Source organism: Citrobacter sp. TBCS-15, from assembly GCF_005280815.1.
GTDB classification, from domain to species: Bacteria; Pseudomonadota; Gammaproteobacteria; order Enterobacterales; family Enterobacteriaceae; genus Citrobacter; species Citrobacter werkmanii.
In genome coordinates this window covers 1-547 of sequence record NZ_SZWK01000014.1, presented here as the reverse complement: position 1 = coordinate 547, position 547 = coordinate 1, and the positions used below count along the sequence as shown (strand labels likewise).

At 34.9% G+C, this 547-nt stretch carries 1 protein-coding gene; it reads left to right on the top strand.

What is annotated here, in order from left to right; all coding sequences use genetic code 11:
* Window positions 1-547: terminase TerL endonuclease subunit (locus tag FDW96_RS00070; RefSeq protein WP_212732840.1), on the top strand; the 547-nt coding region annotated here is incomplete at both ends.

Below are 547 nucleotides of genomic sequence, written 5' to 3'. Positions count from 1 at the left end.
TTATGTCGGAATTGACCTATCCTTAATTGGCGATTTAACCGCTGTGTCATTTGTTTGTGAGTTAGAGGGTAAAACTTACAGCCATACACTTACATTCTCTGTACGTTCGCAATATGAGCAACTGGACACAGAACAGCAAGAACTATGGACTGAATTTGTTGACAGAGGAGAGCTTATTCTACTTGATACGGAATATATAAATGTAAATGACTTAATACCGTATATTAATGACTTTAGAAGTAAGACAGGGTGCAGACTTAGAAAAATCGGTTATGACCCAGCACGATATGAAATCTTAAAAGGGTTGATTGAACGTTACTTCTTTGATAAAGACGGAGATAACCAAAGAGCAATTCGACAAGGTTTCTCAATGAATGATTATATCAGGCTATTAAAATCTAAATTAGTCGAAAATAAGCTTATCCATAATCAAAAAGTTATGCAATGGGCTTTAAATAATACGGCTGTCAAAATCGGACAAAGTGGGGACTATATGTATACAAAAAAACTTGAAAAAGATAAAATTGACCCTACTGTTGCCTTGACA